This window comes from Streptomyces sp. KMM 9044 (genome assembly GCF_024701375.2).
In the GTDB taxonomy this organism is placed as follows: Bacteria; Actinomycetota; Actinomycetes; order Streptomycetales; family Streptomycetaceae; genus Streptomyces.
The window spans coordinates 1,904,273-1,918,146 of record NZ_CP113910.1; the positions used below are offsets into that span (position 1 = coordinate 1,904,273).

Below are 13,874 nucleotides of genomic sequence, written 5' to 3' on the forward strand. Positions count from 1 at the left end.
GTTCCGTCGGTGTTCCTCAGAGCGCTTCCGGCCCGCGCTCGCCGGTCCGGACCCGTACGGCCGTGTCGACCGGGATCGACCAGACCTTGCCGTCACCGATCTTGCCGGTGCGGGCCGCCTTGACGACGACGTCGATGAGCTGTTCGGCGTCGTCGTCCTCGACCAGCACCTCGATGCGGATCTTGGGGACCAGGTCGACGGTGTACTCGGCACCGCGGTAGACCTCGGTGTGGCCGCGCTGGCGGCCGTAGCCGCTGGCCTCGGTGACCGTCAGGCCGTGTACCCCGAAGGCCTGCAGGGCCTCCTTGATCTCGTCGAGCCGGTGCGGCTTGACGACGGCGGTGATGAGCTTCATGCGTCCACCTTCTTGCTCTCGGCCCGGGCTGCGGGCGGGGTGGTGGTGCTGCGGGCGGCGCCGCCACCGGCACCGCTGTGGTCGTATGCGGTCTCGGCGTGCTCGACCTGGTCGATACCGGCGACCTCGTCGTCCTCGGAGACTCGCATGCCGATCGTCTTGTCGAGGAGGAGGGCGAGGACCGCGGAGACGACCAGGGAGTAGGCGAGGACACCGAAGACACCGGCGCACTGCTTCCAGAACTGGTCGAGGCCGCCGCCGTAGAAGAGTCCCTCGACCTCGGACTGGCCCTTGCCGCTGGCGAAGAGGCCGACGAGGAGGGAGCCGAGGATGCCGCCGACGAGGTGGACGCCGACGACGTCCAGGGAGTCGTCGTAGCCGAACTTGTACTTCAGGCCGACGGCCATGGCGCACAGCACACCGGCGATGACGCCGACGGCGATCGCGCCGAGCGGGGTGACCGCTCCGCCGGCCGGGGTGATGGCGACGAGACCCGAGACCGCACCGGAGGCGGCACCGAGCGTGGTGAAGGCGCCGTGGCGGATCTTCTCGTAGGCGAGCCAGCCGAGGACGGCGGCGGCGGTGGCGATCTGGGTGTTGACGAACATCAGCGCGCCGACGCCGTCGTCGTTGCCGAGCCAGGAACCGGCGTTGAAGCCGAACCAGCCGAACCACAGCAGCCCGGCGCCGAGCATGACCAGCGGCAGGCTGTGCGGGCGCATCGGGTCCTTCTTGAAGCCGACCCGCTTGCCGATCACCAGGATGACACCGAGTGCGGCGGCACCCGCGTTGATGTGGACGGCCGTACCGCCGGCGAAGTCGATGACGCCCAGCTCGAAGGCCCAGCCGCCGGAGCCCCAGACCCAGTGCGCGACCGGGAAGTAGACGATGGTGGCCCACAGGGCGATGAACAGCGCCCACGCGGTGAACTTCACGCGGTCCGCGAGCGCGCCGCTGATCAGGGCGGGTGTGAGGACGGCGAACATCAGCTGGAAGACCAGGAAGACGAATACGGGGATGGTGTAGCCGTCCCAGAGTTCGGTCAGGCCGATGTCGCTGAGGCCGACCCAGTCGGAGTTCCAGCCGACAAGACCGGCGGAGTCGGTGCCGAACGCCATGGAGAAGCCGTACAGCACCCACAGGATGGTGACGATTCCCAGGCTGATGAAGCTCATCATCAGCATGTTCAGAGTGCTCTTTACCCGGACCATGCCTCCGTAGAAGAAGGCCAGGCCTGGCGTCATGAGCATCACCAGAGCGGAACAGATGAGCATGAACCCTGTGTTGGCGGCAGAGAGCGTGGGCGCTTCTGCGGCAAGGGTGATGGCTGGTGCCATCGGCGTCTCCTCGTCGTTGGTACGGCCCCGTGCGGGCGAAGCCTGAGCGGGTCGTGAGGGGCGGGCCGGTTCTGCGCCAAGAGATTCGCGCAGCGCCGTTTCGGTGGAAGCCCCTCACTGTTTCGCCGCCGTGACGAAGGCGCCCGGTGTGTTACACGTCGATGAACTGCCGGATCCGGGATGTGTCGATCGTTATCGTGGCGCAACCTTCGCCACAGGACACCGCAACCACCGGTTGAGCAACCACGACGACGAGCAGCACAGCCGCGAGAGCGGCGCCGGCTCAGGCGCAGAAAACAGAACCGGCCGCGGCGGGCCTTCCGATGACCTGGCACGGGGGAGCCGAGTCGGGCAGTTCGGGAGGGCCGGCCGCGGCCGGGGCTCTGGGTTTTCCCGGGGGTCTGCGGGATTCCCGGGCGTCAGACCGCTTCGGTGGTCTCCGGCAGTTCGATGGCGAGCCGCTCGGTGAGGTCGACGACCTCGGCCCGGTCACCGAAGTCGCGGACGGCCGTGGCGACCGTCTTTCGGATACGAGTGCTGACGCGCTCGGAGCGGACCTTCTTGGCTGCCTTGATGGCGTCGGTGGCGAAAACCGCTCCCTGCTCGGGCTCGCGCTGGAGCAGGTGGACGGTGGCCATGCCGATCAGGTTGAGGGCGTACGACCGCTGGTGCCGGTCGGCCTCCGCGGCGAACAGTTCGACGGCCCGTTGCATCAGCGGCTCGGCGAGCGAGGCGTACGTGGGACTGCGGCCCGCCACGTAGGCGAGGTCGCGGAAGGAGTGGGAGTTCTCGCCGTACAGCTCGGCCTCGGAGAAGAACCGGATCCAGTCGGGGTCCGGCTCGTCCCACTCGTCGACCTCGGCGAAGGTGTCCTCGGCCATCCTGACCGCGCGCTTGCACCGGCCGGGCTGGCCCATGTTGGCGAAGGCACGGGCCTCCATCGCATACAGCATCGACTGGGTGCGGGGGCTCGCGCAGTCGCGGCTGCCGTACTGCGCGAGATGGATGAGCTCCAGGGCGTCCTCGGGCCGGCCGAGGTGGATCATCTGACGGCTCAGATTCGACAGGATGTACGAGCCGAGCGGTCGGTCCCCGGCCTCCTTCGCCGCGTGCAGGGCGAGGACGTGGTACTTCTGCGCGGTGGGCTGCAGTCCGACGTCGTACGACATCCAGCCGGCCAGTTCGGCGAGCTCGGCGGCGACCTTGAACAGGCGCCGCCGGACCGGGTCGGGCTGGGGCTCCTGGAGCAGGTCCGTCACCTCGTGGAGCTGCCCGACGACCGCCTTGCGGCGCAGGCCGCCGCCGCACTGGGCGTCCCACTGCCTGAACATCACGGTGGTGGTCTCCAGCAGGTCCAGCTCCGGCTGGGACAGCCGGCCGCGCGCGCAGCCGGCGGAGACCGGCTCGGGCTCCGGGAGGGACTGCGCCGCGGCCGGCGAGGGGACGAGCCAGCGCTGCATGGGCTCGATGAGGGACGGGCCCGCGGAGAGCGCCAGCGAACCCCCGAGGAAACCGCGCCGCGCGAGCATCAGGTCGCTGCGCGAGAACTCGCCGAGCAGGGCCACGGTCTGCGGACCCGTCCAGGGCAGGTCGACGCCGGTGGCGGAGGGCGAGGGCCGGGTGGCGCGCAGGCCCAGATCCTCGGCGGGCACGACGACGCCGAAGCGCTCGGAGAACAGCTCGGAGAGGATCCGGGGGATGGGCTCGCGCGGATTCTCGCCGTCCAGCCAGCGGCGCACGCGTGAGGTGTCGGTGGAGATGTGGTTGGCGCCCAGCCGACGGGCTCTGCGGTTGACCTGGCGGGCGAGCTCGCCCTTGGACCAGCCGCTGCGGACGAACCACGAGGCGAGCAGCTCGTTCGGACGCTTCTGATTGCTCACAGCGTTCGTACCGCCACCGCCGTTGCCGCTCACTGGAACGCCCCCCTCCCTGAAAACCAGTTGCCGCTGAGTGCGCCAAGCCCTGTCGGAATGCCGGTTGCCGGGACCGCCGTCCGGCGGTCCTCACCCTTCGAACGGAATGCCGAGTTGCCTCCGGCATACCCATAGGCACATGTGCCCCGAAGGACCGTGCACACAAAGTAGCCCCACGATCACCCGTCCAGCCATGGCGAACCCGGGATCGCCACCATTCGCCACCCCATCGAATGAATTCACGGTGGCCGACCCGCGCTTCACTTGACATGTGACAGCCAAAAGTGGTGCGGCGACACACTCGGGGGCGCGCGCCATTGCGCACACCACCCCGGGCGCTTCCAAGCGCCGACCGGACAAGGGCGCACCGGAAAGCCGAGACACAGAGGGTCACGCATCGCTCCCGCTGCGTAACCGACGGCGCGTCGGACCCGTTGGAGGGGCATGGGCTTCACGATCGGTATCAGCCGGGGCATCCGTGACATCCGTGACATCCGGTCCGGCTCGCGCCGCCGGGGCCGCGGGCCCGGCGGCACCCCCGTGGCGGAGTACACCGGGTTGTGGGGCTGGGACGTCGTGCCGGGCGCCCGCGCCGCCGCCGGGGCCTGCTCCTGCGGCCGGGCGGGGTGCCGGGCGCCGGGCGCGCATCCGCTGGACTTCGCGCCGGAGATCCCCGCCGGGGCCCCGCTGGACGACGTGTCGGAGATCTGGGCCGAGTACCCGGGCGCCGCGATGATGCTGCCGGTCGGGCGGGCGTTCGACGTGATCGAGGTGGCGGAACCCGCCGGGTGCCGTGCTCTGGCACGGCTCGAGCGCATGGGCCTGCCTGTCGGGCCCGTCGCCGCCACCCCGGACGGCCGGGCCCAGTACTTCGTCGCCCCCGGCGCCGCCGTCGCGCTGCCCGAGCTGCTCTACCGCATGGGCTGGGACGACCCGGCCGCCCTCGACCTGCGCGGCCTCGGCCCCGGCACGCACATCACGGCGCCGTCGTCCGACCGGGGCGGCCTCGGCCCGGTGCGCTGGCTGCGCTCCCCCGCCCTCGATTCGGCACTCCGGCCGCCGGAGGCCCGCCTGGTGCTGGGCACGTTGGCCTACGTGGTGCACCGGTTACAGGCGTAGGCCAACGTGCCTGTATGGCGAAGCGCCCGTTTCCGGGTACCGGAAGCGGGCGCTTCTTCGCGTTTCCACGGCGGTCCGGTCCGGCCGGCCGCCCCGGGGTCTCACTCTCCGATCAGCGCGTCCACGAACGCGTCCGGCTCGAACGGCGCCAGGTCGTCCGCGCCCTCGCCGAGGCCGATCAGCTTGACCGGGACGCCCAGTTCACGCTGGACGGCGACCACGATGCCGCCCTTGGCCGTACCGTCGAGCTTGGTGAGCACGATGCCGGTGATGTCGACCACCTCGGCGAAGACCCGGGCCTGGACCAGGCCGTTCTGGCCGGTGGTGGCGTCGAGCACGAGCAGCACCTCGTCCAGCGGGGCGTGCTTCTCCACGACCCGCTTGACCTTGCCGAGTTCGTCCATGAGGCCGGTCTTGGTGTGCAGCCGGCCGGCGGTGTCGATGAGCACGACGTCCGCGGCCATCTCCTTGCCCTCCTTGACCGCGTCGAACGCGACGGAGGCCGGGTCTCCGGCCTCCGGGCCGCGCACGGTGTGGGCGCCGACCCGCTCGCCCCAGGTCTCGAGCTGGTCGGCGGCGGCGGCGCGGAAGGTGTCGGCGGCGCCCAGGACCACGGTGTTGCCGTCGGCGACCAGGACCCGGGCGAGCTTGCCGGTGGTGGTGGTCTTGCCGGTGCCGTTGACCCCGACGACCATCACGATGCCCGGGCCGCCGGTCTCGTTCTCGGTGTGCACGGTGCGGTCCATGCCGGGGTCGACCAGTGCGAGCAGTTCCTCGCGGAGCAGTCCGCGCAGCTCGGCGGGGGTGCGCGTGCCGAGCACCTTCACGCGCTCGCGCAGCCGCTCGACCAGTTCCAGCGTGGGCTGTACGCCGACGTCGGCGGTGAGCAGTGTGTCCTCGACCTCCTCCCAGGTGTCCTCGTCGAGGTGCTCGCGGGACAGCAGGGTGAGCAGGCCCTTGCCGAGCGCGTTCTGCGAACGGGAGAGACGGGCACGCAGCCGGACGAGCCGGCCTGCGGTGGGCTCCGGGATCTCGATCGCGGGCGCCTCGGCGGGCGGCTCCTCGACGATGACCGGGGCGGAGCCGTCCGGAAGATCAACCTCCTCTACGGTGCGCCGCGGTTCCTCCCGCGGCGTCTCGGCCTCGTCGCCGACGTGCGGCTCGGCCGGTGGGGCGGTGATGTCGGGGGCAGCGGGTGGCGGCGGGGGCAGCTGCTTCTTGCGGCGGCTGCCGACGATGAGCCCGCCGAGCGCGCCGACCACCACCACGGCGATGACTACAGCAAGGATGACGATGTCCATAACAGCCTCAGTATCAGCCATGGGCACCCCTGCCGTGCCGATGGCGGCCCGTGCGACGCGCCCCGTTCCGTCGGGCGCCTGTGGCCCGACGACCTGACGCCCCGCCGGTCGTGGTCCGCCCCCACAGCCCGCCCGGTGCACGGTGGGGAGGCGAGGTCGTGCCCGTCACGGCCGTACGCTTCCCTCCGGGACGAGGTGCCGGAGGCTGTGCGGCACACCGTCGCCCCGGCCCGGACTCCGTCCGGGCCGGGGCGACGGTGGTACGAGGAGAGGGACAGCGGGGACTTGAACCCTTCTCCCCCGTCCGGGGGCGGGCCGGCCCGAGGGGACCCGCCGGTATCGGCCCTGCGGCCGCGGTCGGTCCATTTCCTCCAGGACCTTGCCCTTCGTCTCCTTGACGAACTTGAGGACGAACGGGATGGAGAGCGCGGCGAAGACCGTGTAGACCACGTAGGTCGCCGACAGGTTCCGGTCGGCCAGTGACGGGAAGCTCGCGGTGACGGCCCAGTTGGCGATCCACTGCGCGGCGGCGGCCACGCCCAGGGCGGCGGCGCGGATCCGGTCGGGGAACATCTCGCCGAGCATGAGCTGCCGGGCCTCCAGGCCCAGCAGTTCGCCGCGCTGGTCTCCGCCGGCCACGTTCAGGATGCCCCAGTTGACCAGCTGCGACACGGCGATGCCGACGACGATCGCGGCCTGCTGGAAGGAGCCGAGCCGGCCGCGGTAGGCGGGCGGGGCGACCTCGGCGATGCAGGCCGGGCCGATCACCGAGGCCATGCCGATGGCTATGCCTCCGACGACCCGCCACACGGCGAGGTCCCACAGCGTGAACGGCAGGGCCGAGCCGACGGCGCTGACGGTGAACAGGACCGCGGCGATCTGCATGCACCGGATGCGGCCGATGCGGTCGGCCACGCGGCCGGCGGTGGCGGCACCGATGGCGCAGCCGATCAGCGCGATCGCGATGACCTGGGCGAGAGCGGCCGAACCGACGTCGTAGCGGTCGCGGATGGCCTCGACGGCGCCGTTGATCACGGAACTGTCGTAGCCGAAGAGGAAACCGCCCACGGCGGCCGACGCCGCGATGAAGACGACGTGCCCGAGATGATCGGGGTGAGCCGTACCGGCTCCTGACTTCTGTGCCTGCACTGAGCTGGTCACGTGTAACTCCTCGGGCCACCGGCAGCATCGCCGGTGGGGGTTCAGCCCTTCGAGGTCCACCTGAAGGTACCTGAAGGTAAAAATGACGCCGAAGAGCCTATGACTTCAAGTTTTGAAGTCAAGAGGGAAGAGCGAGGGAAGGGTGAGGGAGGGAAAAGGCGGATGTTTCAGGTAATGCCCGCACGCGTACGACAGGATTGAGTTCAAAATGTGAAGCCAGTGAGTTCAAGAGACGGTCAGAATGCCCGGGGGAGGCGCTGGCTGATGACCTTGGACACACCGTCGCCCTGCATGGAGACGCCGTAGAGCGCGTCGGCGACCTCCATGGTGCGCTTCTGGTGCGTGATCACGATCAGCTGCGAGGCCTCCTGCAGCTCCTGCATGATCCGGATGAGCCGCTGGAGGTTGGTGTCGTCGAGCGCGGCCTCGACCTCGTCCATGACGTAGAACGGGCTCGGCCGCGCCTTGAAGATCGACACCAGCAGCGCCACGGCGGTCAGTGACCGTTCTCCGCCCGAGAGCAGTGACAGCCGCTTGACCTTCTTGCCCGGCGGACGCGCCTCGACGTCCACACCCGTGGTGAGCATGTTGTCGGGATCCGTCAGCACCAGCCGCCCCTCGCCGCCGGGGAACAGCCGCGAGAAGACTCCTTCGAACTCCCTGGCGGTGTCCCGGTAGGCCTCGCTGAAGACCTGCTCGACGCGTTCGTCGACCTCCTTGACGACCTGGAGCAGATCCGCGCGGGTCTTCTTCAGGTCCTCCAGCTGCTCACCGAGGAACTGGTGGCGTTCCTCCAGCGCGGCGAACTCCTCCAGGGCGAGCGGATTCACCCTGCCGAGCTGCTGGTAGGCCCGCTCGGCGGCCTTCAGCCGCTTCTCCTGCTCGGCGCGGACGAAGGGGCGGGGGACCCCGTTCCTCGGCTTCCGTCCCTCTGTGGTGCCGTCGCCAAAGCCGTCGGAGCCCTTGGGCCGTCCTTCGTCCGGATCCCCCGGACCCCCCGGACCCACCGGACCGCCCGTGTCCGGGAGCTCTCCACCCGGCCCGGCCCCGGCGGGCGGTGCCGCCGGGACCGGCTGGTGCGGGCCGTACTCGGCCATGAGGTGGGCGGGTTCGACACCCAGCTCCTCCAGGGCCTTGGTCTCCAGCTGTTCCATCCGCAGCCGCTTCTCGGCGCCGAGCACTTCACCCCGGTGCACCGAGTCCGTCAGCTTGTCGAGGTCCGCCTTCAGGTCGCGTCCCTCGGTCCGCGCGCGGGCGAGCCCCTGCTCGCCGCGGGCCTTCGCCGCCTCGGCGGCGGTGCGCTCCTCGTCGGCACGCGCGAGGGACACCTCGACGTGCGCGAGCAGGTGCCGGGCACCGGCGGCGACGGACCCGGCGACGGCCGCCTCGTGCCGCAGCCGGGCCCGCCGCTGCTCGGCACGCGCGCGTGCCTCGCGTTCCGTACGGGCGGCACGGTCCAGGGAGTCGGCCCGCCCGGCGAGCCCCTTGACCCGCTCCTCGTGCGTGCGCACCTGGAGGCGGGCCTCCATCTCGGTCTGGCGGGCGTTGGCCCCGTCGGCGGCGAGCCGGTCGCGCACGGAGGTGTCGGGTTCCTCGTCGAACGGCATCTCCTCGGCGACGGCAAGCCGTTCGGCGAGTTCCTCCACGTCGTCGAGCGCCTTGCCGAGGGCCTCCTGCGAGCGGGCCGTCGCAGCGGCGGACCGCTCCGCCTCCCCTGCGGCCCCACGGGCCTGCCCGGCGAGCCGGCCGAGCTGCTGGGCGACGGAGGACTTCTCCCGCTCGGCCGCCCGGCGTCGCTCCCCCAGTTCCTCGACGAGGGCGGCGCACCGCCCTCGTTCCTCGGCCGCCGTGTGCTGGGCCCGGGTCAGCTCCTCACACCGCGCGGCGAGCTCCTCCAGCTCGGCGGCGGCCTCGTCCACGGAGGCCTGCACCTCCAGCAGGCTCGGAGCGCCCGCCGAACCGCCGTGCGCGAAGTGCGCGCCCAGCAGGTCGCCCTCGGTGGTCACGGCGGTCAGCTCGGGCCGCCCGCACACCAGTTCCTCGGCGTCCTCCAGGGTGCCGACGACGACGATCCCGTGCAGCAGCCGGCGTACGGCGGGCAGCAGCTCGGCGGGCCCGCGCACCAGATCGGCGGCGTACCGCGGTCCGTCGGATACGCCGGTGAGCGGCTCGTGCGGGCCGTCGGATGCCCCGGTACGCACCGCGTTCGGGCCGGTGGCGAGGAGCAGGGCGGCGCGGCCCGCGTCCTGTGCGCGCAGCAGGCGGATCGCCTCGGCGGCGGCGGCGGGGCCGGCCACGGCGAGGGCGTCGGCGGCGGCCCCGAAGGCGGCGGCGAGGGCGGTCTCGTGGCCCGGGGCGACCGTGAGCAGTTCGGCGGCGGGGCCGAGCAGTCCGGTTGGCCGGTCCTGGGCCGCGAGCAGGGCGCCGGTGCCGTCCTTGCGGCGCAGGCCCAGGGCGAGGGCCTCGTGGCGGGCCCTGGTCGCCGCGCGCTCGCGTTCGGCGGCGGTGGCCGCCTCGCGGGCGGCGGTGAGGGCGGTCTCTGCCTCGGCGAACCGCCGCTTGGCCCCGTCGTGCTGTCCGGCGAGGTCCGCGTCGCCGGCGTCGAGGCCGTCGACCTCGGCCTGCAGGGTCTCGTACTCCTCCTGGGCGGCGGCGGCCCGTTCCCGGGCCTCGTCCCGGGTGGCCGCCAGGCGCTCGATCTCGGCCTGGGCCGCCGCGGCGCGCGAGCGGGCGGCGCCCACCTTTCCGGTGAGGCGGGCGAGTTCCTCGCGCCGGTCGGCGATGGCGCGGGCGGTGTCCTTCAGGCGCCGTTCCTCCTGGGCGAGGTCGCGTTCCAGCACGGCGCGGTGGGCGACCGTGTCCTCCAGGGCACGTTCGGCGGCTTCGAGGGCGGCCTCCAGCTCGGCCTCCTGTTCGCGGATCCGGGCGGCCTCGCGTTCCAGGTCCCCGGGGTCTCGTCCGCGGCGCTCCTCGGGGGGGGCGGAGGTGGCACTCTTCACGCGCGCGTCGGCGAGCGAGACGGTGCCGCGCACCCGCTCGGCGAGCTGGGAGAGCTCGTACCAGGTCTGCTGGGCGTTCCGCAGGCCCGGGGTGAGGCGCCGGACCTCGTCCTCGAGAACCGCCTCGCGTTGGAGGGCCTTGCGCAGTTCCTGCTCGGCGGTGTCCTTGCGCTCCTTGAGGGCGGCCTCGTCGGCGATCTCCGCCGTGAGGGCCTCGCGCAGGCGTACGAGGTCGTCGGCGAGGAGGCGCAGGCGGACGTCGCGCAGGTCGGCCTGGATGACGGCGGCCCGCCGGGCGACCGCCGCCTGGCGGCCGAGGGGTTTGAGCTGGCGCCGCAGTTCGTCGGTGAGGTCCTGCACGCGGGCGAGGTTGGCCCGCATCGCGTCCAGCTTGCGCAGCGCCTTCTCCTTGCGCTTGCGGTGCTTGAGGACGCCCGCGGCCTCCTCGATGAAGGCGCGGCGGCCCATCGGGTCGGCGTGCAGGACGGAGTCCAGCTGGCCCTGGCCGACGATGACGTGCATCTCACGGCCGATGCCGGAATCGGAGAGCAGTTCCTGGATGTCGAGGAGGCGGCAGGTGTCGCCGTTGATCTGGTACTCGCTGCCGCCGTTGCGGAACATGATCCGCGTGATGGTGACCTCGGCGTACTCGATGGGCAGGGCCCCGTCGGAGTTGTCGATGGTCAGGGACACCTCGGCCCGGCCGAGCGGCGGGCGGCCGGTGGTGCCGGCGAAGATGACGTCCTCCATCTTGCCGCCGCGCAGCGACTTGGCGCCCTGCTCGCCCATGACCCAGCTGAGCGCGTCCACGACGTTGGACTTGCCCGAGCCGTTCGGTCCGACGACGCACGTGATCCCCGGTTCGAACCGGAGCGTGGTCGCCGAGGCGAACGACTTGAAGCCACGGAGGGTCAGGGCCTTGAGGTGCACGCCGCCGGACTTTACCTGCCCGGGATGTCCCCCTCCATGAACCGGCGGTTTCACCGGTGAACGCGCAGGGCACATCAAACGTTAAAGACGGTGAAAGGATGCACGGGGCAAGGAACTCGGGGCCCGGCCGGCACGGGGGTGCGGAGGAAAGAGAGAAGGGACGCCGGAGCGTCCCTTGCACTTCTGACAGCGTGGTGGTGACGGGCGGACCGACCGACCACTGCGTGCCGTGGTGGAGCGGCGCAGTGATCAGGTCAGCGCAGGCTCCGCCTGGTGTGCGTCAACGCTCTCCATGATCCTGTCGTGAGAAGCGGCAGCCGCGAGCTCGTCGTTCTCCGCCTGGATCCGTACGAGTTCGGATTCCAGGTCCTGGACGCGCTGCTGGAGCCGTCGCATCTCGGCGAGGAGTCGAGGGTCGGAGCCGCCGACGTAACCGAGAAGCGCCTTTGCCATGATGGATGGTCCTCCACAATGCGTGACCGACCTGTGCGGTGTGGGTCGTGAGGGATGAGCACCCGCGATGCCTGGCAGACTTGCAGTAGTGCCGTTCAGCCATGCCAAACAGCTGAGGTGCGCGGGGACTTTCAGCGTCTCACCAAAAAGTTTGACGGTCAACACGATCACACGCCGTATCGGCCGATGACCCGGCGCACACGGCCACCGGGCGGCCCTGCGGCGGTTTCGGCGGGCCCTCTCGGCGTGGCGGCCATCGGTGCCGGGGAGCCTCCCACGGCGCCCCGGGTCTTGGCAACCACCAGGACTTTTCCCCGTCGGAGAGCCGACCGCGGCGGCCGGCCGGCGTCCCGGGGCCCCTCGAACGCGGAGGGCTCAGCGGATGGCGAAGCCGTCATATCCGCCGCGAGGTGTGTCCCAGATCTCGGTGACGCCGTCCACGCACCCGGGCGTGTCGCCGTCCTGGAGCCAGTCGAGCAGTCCGTCACAGCGCTCGCGGGAGCCCTCGGCGACCACCTGGACGCGTCCGTCCGCCAGATTGAGAGCAAAGCCACTCAGGCCGCCGATCTCCAGCGCCTTGGCTCGCGTGAACCAGCGGAAACCCACACCTTGGACACGCCCCCGCACCCAGGCGACCAGTCGCACATCCTCGCTCATGACTGCAACCTAACCGGACAATGTCACTCGGGGCACTCCCTCCCCTGGCGGCATGCGGTACCGTCCCGATCGAATGAATCTCGTACGAAACTCACTCGATGGTGTGAGTTTCGTGTTGAACGCGAGGACGAGTCGACCGACCGCCAGGACGAGGAAGGCCAGAACATGGGACGCCACCGACGCTCCGCCGCCGGCCGCGCCGCCACGGGCCGCGCCGCCACGGGGGTCACTCAGCACGACGACCTGCACGACGGAGGCCACGGCCCGCTGGGTGCTCACGCCGAAGACGCTCCGACCATGGGCATCGCCCCCTATCTGAACCCGGAGGCGTACGCCGAGACGGCTGCGAGGAGCGAGGCATACCTCTTCGCGACGGAGAACGCTTCCGAAGGCGGCCACTCGGGGAACTTCACTCAGGGCGGCTTCTCCGCAGGTGCCGCCCACCGGGAGAACCACCAGGGGTACGGCCACCGGAACGACCGCTTCTCCGCGCGCCCGGACCGCTCCAGGTTCGCTGACACGGCCGCCGCCGACACGGCCGTCTTCGCGAGTGACGGCCTCCGGCGCGGGGACCTCCCGCAGAGCGGCTCCCCGGACGACGGCTTCACGCCCGGCGAGAGCGACCGGCACGCGGGGGGACGACGCCGGAAGAAGAAGGCCGCGACCCCGGTCCGCACCGGTCTGCTCGGGGTGTCCGCCGCGGTGGCCCTCGGCACGGTCGCGGTGGCCACGGGCGTGGTGCCCGGCCTCGACAACTACAAACTGGGGGGCGACCGCACCCCCGGCGACAGCGTGGAGGCCGCGGGCACCCCGACCAACGCGCCCGGCGGACTGGGTGGCACCTCGGACAGTCTCGAGAGCCCGAGCCGCGACGCCGGCGAATCCGCGAGCCGCGACGCCGACCGCGCCGCCTCCCCCGCACCCTCACCGTCGGACTCCTCGGACGAGAAGGAGAAGAAGACTCCGGAGAGCAAGGCGCCCGCCGAAGCGGAATCGGCGGAGGAGAAGGAGAAGGAGAAGGAGAAGGAGAAGCCTTCGACGACACCGAGCGAGGAGGTGTCCGAGAAGACGACGGCTGCGGAGCGCAGGACCGCTCCGCAGCCGGAGAAGGAGGCGCCCAGCAGCCCGGTGACCGTCTCCGAGGAGGCCGCCGCCGGAGCCCAGGTGCTCCGGCTGGTCAACCAGGAGCGGGCCAAGGTGGGCTGCAGCCCGGTGGCCGCGAACAGCGCGCTGACCGGTCTGGCCACGGCGTTCAGCAAGGACATGGCCGACCGCGGCTTCTTCGACCACACCGACCCCGACGGCGACACACCGTGGGACCGGGCGTCGGCGGCCGGGATATCCGACCTCGGCGGCGAGAACATCGCCCGCGGCCAGGCCACCGCCGCGGCGGCCATGGAAGCCTGGATGAACAGCCCCGGCCACAAGGCGAACATCCTGAACTGCGACTTCAAGACGCTGGGCGTGGGCGTGCACTTCGGCTCCGGCGGCCCGTGGTGGACCCAGAACTTCGGCTACTAGGGGTTCACCCCACCGGTTCACCCACCAGAGGGTCACAGCGGGAGGCGCACGGAACCCGGACGGCGGCCGGGGACGTCCCCGGCCGCCGTCCGGGTTCCGTGCGCACTTCTTCGCGCGGGCTTCCCCGC

9 protein-coding genes and 1 pseudogene are annotated in these 13,874 nt (G+C 71.4%); 2 read left to right on the top strand and 8 right to left on the bottom strand.

Features of this window, described 5'->3' with window-relative positions; translation table 11 throughout:
* Positions 1–16 precede the first annotated feature (16 nt).
* The 3 genes from HUV60_RS08530 to nsdA form a co-directional block, all read right to left on the bottom strand.
* Entirely contained in the window at positions 17–355 is a 339-nt protein-coding gene (locus HUV60_RS08530) for a P-II family nitrogen regulator (RefSeq protein ID WP_042168077.1), read from the bottom strand.
* Positions 352–1,692 (bottom strand): ammonium transporter, encoded by a 1,341-nt coding sequence (locus HUV60_RS08535; RefSeq protein WP_257847984.1) that lies wholly within the window; start codon positions 1,690–1,692, stop codon positions 352–354. The genes HUV60_RS08530 and HUV60_RS08535 overlap by 4 nt, the downstream gene beginning before the upstream one ends.
* 419 nt (positions 1,693–2,111) lie before the next feature.
* Complete coding sequence (gene nsdA, locus HUV60_RS08540) at positions 2,112–3,605, bottom strand: transcriptional repressor NsdA (protein ID WP_257847983.1); 1,494 nt, start codon at positions 3,603–3,605, stop codon at positions 2,112–2,114.
* Positions 3,606–4,049: 444 nt separating this feature from the next.
* On the opposite strand from nsdA, the gene HUV60_RS08545 reads away from it, so the two are divergent.
* Positions 4,050–4,724 carry a bifunctional DNA primase/polymerase gene (locus tag HUV60_RS08545; RefSeq protein WP_257847982.1) on the top strand — a complete coding sequence of 225 codons (675 nt, stop codon included), beginning with the start codon at positions 4,050–4,052 and terminating at the stop codon, positions 4,722–4,724.
* 101 nt (positions 4,725–4,825) lie between these two features.
* Here the strand turns inward: HUV60_RS08545 and ftsY are convergent, their stop codons facing one another.
* From ftsY to HUV60_RS08570, 5 genes and pseudogenes are all read right to left on the bottom strand, one after another.
* Positions 4,826–6,025, bottom strand: coding sequence for a signal recognition particle-docking protein FtsY (gene ftsY / locus HUV60_RS08550; RefSeq protein WP_257850122.1), 1,200 nt, complete (start codon positions 6,023–6,025; stop codon positions 4,826–4,828).
* A gap of 363 nt (positions 6,026–6,388) precedes the next feature.
* Positions 6,389–7,186: pseudogene (locus HUV60_RS08555) on the bottom strand (MFS transporter); the annotation flags it as partial.
* 236 nt (positions 7,187–7,422) lie between these two features.
* The gene (gene smc / locus HUV60_RS08560; protein WP_257847981.1) at positions 7,423–11,115 is read right to left on the bottom strand and encodes a chromosome segregation protein SMC; all 3,693 of its coding nucleotides are present in this window, start codon (positions 11,113–11,115) and stop codon (positions 7,423–7,425) included.
* A gap of 249 nt (positions 11,116–11,364) precedes the next feature.
* Positions 11,365–11,568, bottom strand: a complete 204-nt coding sequence (locus tag HUV60_RS08565; protein WP_004924871.1) for a hypothetical protein — start codon at positions 11,566–11,568, stop codon at positions 11,365–11,367.
* A gap of 375 nt (positions 11,569–11,943) precedes the next feature.
* Positions 11,944–12,225, bottom strand: coding sequence for an acylphosphatase (locus tag HUV60_RS08570; protein WP_257847980.1), 282 nt, complete (start codon positions 12,223–12,225; stop codon positions 11,944–11,946).
* Between the two features lie 165 nt (positions 12,226–12,390).
* On the opposite strand from HUV60_RS08570, the gene HUV60_RS08575 reads away from it, so the two are divergent.
* Positions 12,391–13,746, top strand: a complete 1,356-nt coding sequence (locus tag HUV60_RS08575) for a CAP domain-containing protein (protein WP_257847979.1) — start codon at positions 12,391–12,393, stop codon at positions 13,744–13,746.
* The last annotated feature ends 128 nt before the right edge of the window (positions 13,747–13,874 follow it).